The 4865-nt window shown below is 45.2% G+C and carries 4 protein-coding genes; all 4 read left to right on the top strand.

The window, feature by feature from the left end:
- Positions 1-25: 25 nt before the first annotated feature.
- The gene (locus tag AC1DUA_RS23495; RefSeq protein WP_477502072.1) at positions 26-2233 is read left to right on the top strand and encodes a methyl-accepting chemotaxis protein; all 2208 of its coding nucleotides are present in this window, start codon (positions 26-28) and stop codon (positions 2231-2233) included.
- A 135-nt stretch (positions 2234-2368) separates the two neighbouring features.
- Positions 2369-2899, top strand: coding sequence for a hemerythrin domain-containing protein (locus AC1DUA_RS23490; protein ID WP_477502071.1), 531 nt, complete (start codon positions 2369-2371; stop codon positions 2897-2899).
- Positions 2900-3091: 192 nt separating this feature from the next.
- Positions 3092-4495, top strand: coding sequence for a cache domain-containing protein (locus AC1DUA_RS23485; RefSeq protein ID WP_477502070.1), 1404 nt, complete (start codon positions 3092-3094; stop codon positions 4493-4495).
- Positions 4443-4865 (top strand): hypothetical protein (locus AC1DUA_RS23480; RefSeq protein ID WP_477502069.1); only part of this gene is annotated, 423 nt, incomplete at its 3' end. The genes AC1DUA_RS23485 and AC1DUA_RS23480, both read left to right, overlap by 53 nt.

Here is a 4865-nt window from a genome sequence, read left to right as displayed (position 1 = left end):
CTATGTGAATATAGGGGGATGGGGTATGTTTGATTGGCTAGGTTTTCGGAAAGGATTGCCGCTTTGGTGGTCATATCGGTTGAATCGTCACCTTAAGGAAGATGTTGAACATATCTTTGAAGGGATAGCTCATACGCGGACAGAAATATTGCGGAGCTGGGTGGAATCATACTGGTCTCATCTGGACAGATTGCATGCGACGTTATCCGAGTCGGGATCAGCTACTTCGCAGCTTTCTCAAGATTCAGCAGTTATACAGAAAATGCTCGCTGCTGCGCTGAAAAGTGGGGCTGATTTTTCGGAAATTTTTATACTAAATGAAAGAGCTGGTGTGAGTTACTCTACATACCCTGCTCACGTTGGGAAGACGTATGTAGCTGGAAGCGGTCTTATGAAAGGACTGGAGGAGACGCGCAGAGGGGAGAAATGTTTATTTGGGCCTTTTTCTGACCTGCTAACGTTACAGATCGGTCCAAGCACTTCGCCGTTTCATGATGCTATGACGATGGCTTTTATCTTACCTTTGGTGAAGAACGGGGAGTGGCAAGGAGCTATTTGCGGTCGCGTGCCAAACGATGTGCTAGGGGATTTGATTCAACGGGAATCCGGACACGTATATCCAGATTCAGGTGATAACTATTTATTCATGGCGAAGCCGGTGTTGAATAAGCAGATTGCTCCAGGGACGGCGTTGTCCCGAAGTCGATTTGAGGATCTGACTTTCACGCATGGCGATAATTTAAAAGACGGCGTACGCACGGATTTCGGTATAGTCGGCGTTAAGGAGCATACGGAGCTGGAGCTGATCTTCACAGATCCGGCAACAGGGCAACTGCACCCGGGTGTTGCAGGGACCATTGCCAAAGGGAACAATCTGTTCGTGGAATTTCCGGGTTATTCGGATTACCGACACATCTCGGTTATTGGGAAGGGAGTTACGTTCCAGCTGCCGCATTGCCCGGATATATGGGGGATGATGTGTGAAGGAGATCTGGAAGAGGTATACCGGATTCGCGGTATCGATTGGAAAATGTTCAGCTTGCAAATCAAATTTATTGTAGGTTTTATATTACTATCAGGCGGTGGTTTTTGGCTATTAAACGGCCATGTCTCGGGTGGATTGGGCGCAGCGATTACAGCTGCTGCTAGTGCAATATACGGTTGGATCGGCTCCGGTATCATCAGACGCAAAGGCAGCAAGCCCGTTGTTAAGCAGCTTGCCCAAATCAATAAGTTCATCCGCTTAAACGCGGAAGGCAGCGGGGACTTGACGCAGCGTTTGCGCGTGCAAGAGTTTGCAGGGGATGAGACCCGGGAGTTGGCGAAATGGATCAACAATATGATCGATTCCCTCGAAGGCATCATGCTGCAAGTGAAGCAAGCAGCGGCTGAGGTTCAGATCAGTCAAGATCGGCTCAATGAATCGACTGGCTCAACAGAGCAATCAACGGGTCGCATGAGTACTCAGATCCATAATATGATTCGTTCTTTACGCGGACAGCTCAAGGACATCGACGTCGCTAAGGATGTTACGCAAAATATGAGCGGCACGCTGCGCGAGCTGGAAGAAAAAGCATCGGATCAAATAGCAGTAGCCCAGGATGAAGTGGGGCGCATCGGTGACAAAATGGATCAGATTTTAGCCAAGGTAGCCGAAACGAATCAGACCATTCAGACGTTCCTGCTTACTACGCAAGAAATACCGAAGCTTCTGAAAGTCATTGAAGAAATTTCGGCGCAGACGAATCTTCTTTCTCTGAATGCTTCGATCGAAGCTGCGCGGGTTGGCGAGCACGGCAAAGGCTTCGCCGTTGTCGCAGGTGAGATTCGTAAATTGGCCGATCTGACGAAGAAGTCAACGATGGAGATCAACGAGACGATTGAACAGATCGAACGCCATGCGAATGAAGCCTTCACCTCGATGGAGGAAGGCACCAGGGTTGTATGGGAAGGGACGCAAATTGTTGCGGCGGCCTCTGAAATTCTTAGCAGCGCGAGCGCTCATGACACCATGAAAACACAAGTGGTGGAGGAAGTGGTAGCGCTGATGGAGAAGGTAGCGGGCGTGAGCAAGGAGAACCGCCAAATTTCTGCCGAAGTGGAGAAAACCGTGCAAGAGCTGCTGCAGGATATGCTGCATGTACGCCAAACGACGGGAGATGTCGGGGCGATTACACAATCGCTGCTCCAACTCATGAATCAGTTCCAATTAACGGAAAGTCGCATTCGATAAATGTTCTAATCATTCCGTATTCCTTCGCATGATAGCTGACCCCACCTGCATAGAATGATAATGCAGAAAAGGTCAGCTTTTTTGCGTGTGCTCACGAATAAACTTTTCGGAGGAGAACTCAAAGGAGGATGTAGAATGAACGACCGTTTGAGCATTCAAACGAATAGGGAGTATATTGTGGATCCGGGCAATTTCCCCATACTCGTAGAACGTCTGAAGGAGGAACATTTACAGATGCGCGGGCAGCTTGCCGAAATCCGCACGATGGCTGCTTCCTTGTACTCCCTCGAGGATTGCTCAATAGGCATGTGTAAGCTGATTGAACTCCAAGATCTGATTCTTTCTCTGGTGGAAGAGCTGGAGCAGCATTCGGAGTGGGAAGAAAATGAGCTGTTTCCTCTCCTGCAATCCTATTTGCATCCAACGACTGCGCTATCGGTTTCCCGTTCTATAACCGTTTTGGAACAGGATCATGACTTGGCTAAAAGAGTTGTGCAAACTTTCGTAGACGGTGTTAACACGATGAAAGTGCCGATAGATGAGGAATTCCTGCACGTGATGGCATCGGAATTAATGACGGCCTGCTTAATCCTGCTCAGGCACTTCACCTTGGAGGAGGAGCTTGTGTATCCGCTTGCCGACCGCATTGTTGAGCAATTATCTTAAGTACATAAGAAAAGGGTATTCGACAAGTTTTTCGACTTGTGGATACCTTTTTTTTGTGCCTAGATAGGCTATATAAATTTAGGGATAGACGAAAGCTGTCGAAATATTTAGAATATAATTTAACCTGTAAATTCCAGTGTTACATATATAGAGTAAACTAATTTCATTTTGGATATTGTGGGGGTATGCAGAGTGAAAGTGACTAAGAAACTGGGCTCAAAAAAGTATTTAGCCCGAATCTACTTATGGTTTGCTTCGTTAATCTTACTCGTAACATCTATTTTATCAAGTGTTGTGTACTATAACGTGCAAGAAAAGGTTTTTGAAAACGAATATAAAAATAGCAGAAAGCTCCTTGCGCAGACCAAATACAACATTGAATATCTAGATGCTATGGTTCGTAATTTACTTTTGTCGACTTACAATAATAATGATGTGCGGTCTTTAATGTATTTGAAAGGCGAAGAGACATTTGATTATATGAATGTCATGAATAAGCTGAAGAGCTCCGTCGTTTGGAGCAATTCCTTCGTGCAGTCGGTGTACATTTATAACAATAACATGCAGCGCTATTACTCCACATTTGGACAATTTATCTATCAAGATAAGGATTTGGAGGCTTTGCTTCAAGCTAGAGGGTCGGACCTGCCGCCACTGAAGCCCTTCATTCGAGAGATGAATGTAAGCCTTGATTCACAACATGAACAAAAGGAAAAAGTGATCACTTATGTGATGTATGAATTGACAGACGAGCAAGGCCGTATGGATGGGGCTGTCATTATCAATGTTAAATTAGAGTGGCTGTTCAACAATATCAAAGCAATTAACAATGTAGAGGCCGAGCAGCTCAGCAAAATGTTCATTCTCAGTGACAAGCAGGCATTTATTGAAGTGAGTCAGGAGTTGTCTGAAGAAGGGACGAGGTTGGAAGCCTTATTAAAATCGAAGTATCAAACGTTGGGAGAGTCGCAAAATTATTTCGATGTGAAGTTGGATGGCACCAAATATTTGGCTTCCTATATCCCGGTTGATAATACAGGATGGATTTTGTTCAAAACAGTTCCCTATGATGAAGCCTACGTTTATTTAATCAAACTAAGGACGAGCATTATTGTCATAACCGTTATTGTTTTGCTTGTGACGCTCTTAGTTCTCTTGCAAGTATCCAGAGGGATCTATAGACCTGTAGAACAGCTGGTTTCGCAGCTGCGATCGAGTCACTTAGCCCAAGGGGAGACTAGCGCGACGAGTGATGAGTTTATTTTTTTGCAAGATGTATACAGGAATTCAGCTAATCAGCTCGAGAAGTTTCAACAAGAGAAGATCTCTGGGCAGCAGCATAGACAAAATCGTTTTTTAAGCAAATGGGTATTAAACAGCTTATCGGTTTCCAATGAGGAATTTGAATTGGGCTGCAAAGAGTACAAGCTGCCTTTCCGGCAGGAGCAAATCTTCATGGTATGTGTGTTGAAATTTGATAATGTTAATCAGCTGTCTGATAAAAAGAAAGATGGAGGAGAAAGAACTCCTCATATTCGCCATCATGAACATTGTCTCGGAATTTCTACAGAAAGCTTGCATAGCCGAAGCGGTTGATCTGCGCAATGATCACATAGCTGTGATTCTACAGGCGAATCCGCTGGAAGAAATACCAGAAGTGTCAATCTTAGTGCTGCTTCAAGAGTGCCAGAAGTATGTGTTGAAGAGCTATCATGTTTCGATTACGGCTGCTTTAAGTGCAAGCGTTACGGCCCATACCCATCTAACAACGGCTTATCAGCAAGCGCTCTCTGTCTCCATGTATCGGTTCCTCGCTGGTAAAATGTCTGTATTGACGCAGGACTACATTAAACAATTGGGGCAGATCCCCTCTATGGATCGGGTGCTTGAACTTGAGAATCAATTGCTAGTGCAGGTTCGAAATGCCAACTATAAGGGATCAGCTGATAAACTCACTATATTGTTG

This window comes from Paenibacillus sp. 01T422 (assembly GCF_056398785.1).
This window is presented reverse-complemented; position numbering and strand designations above follow the sequence as displayed.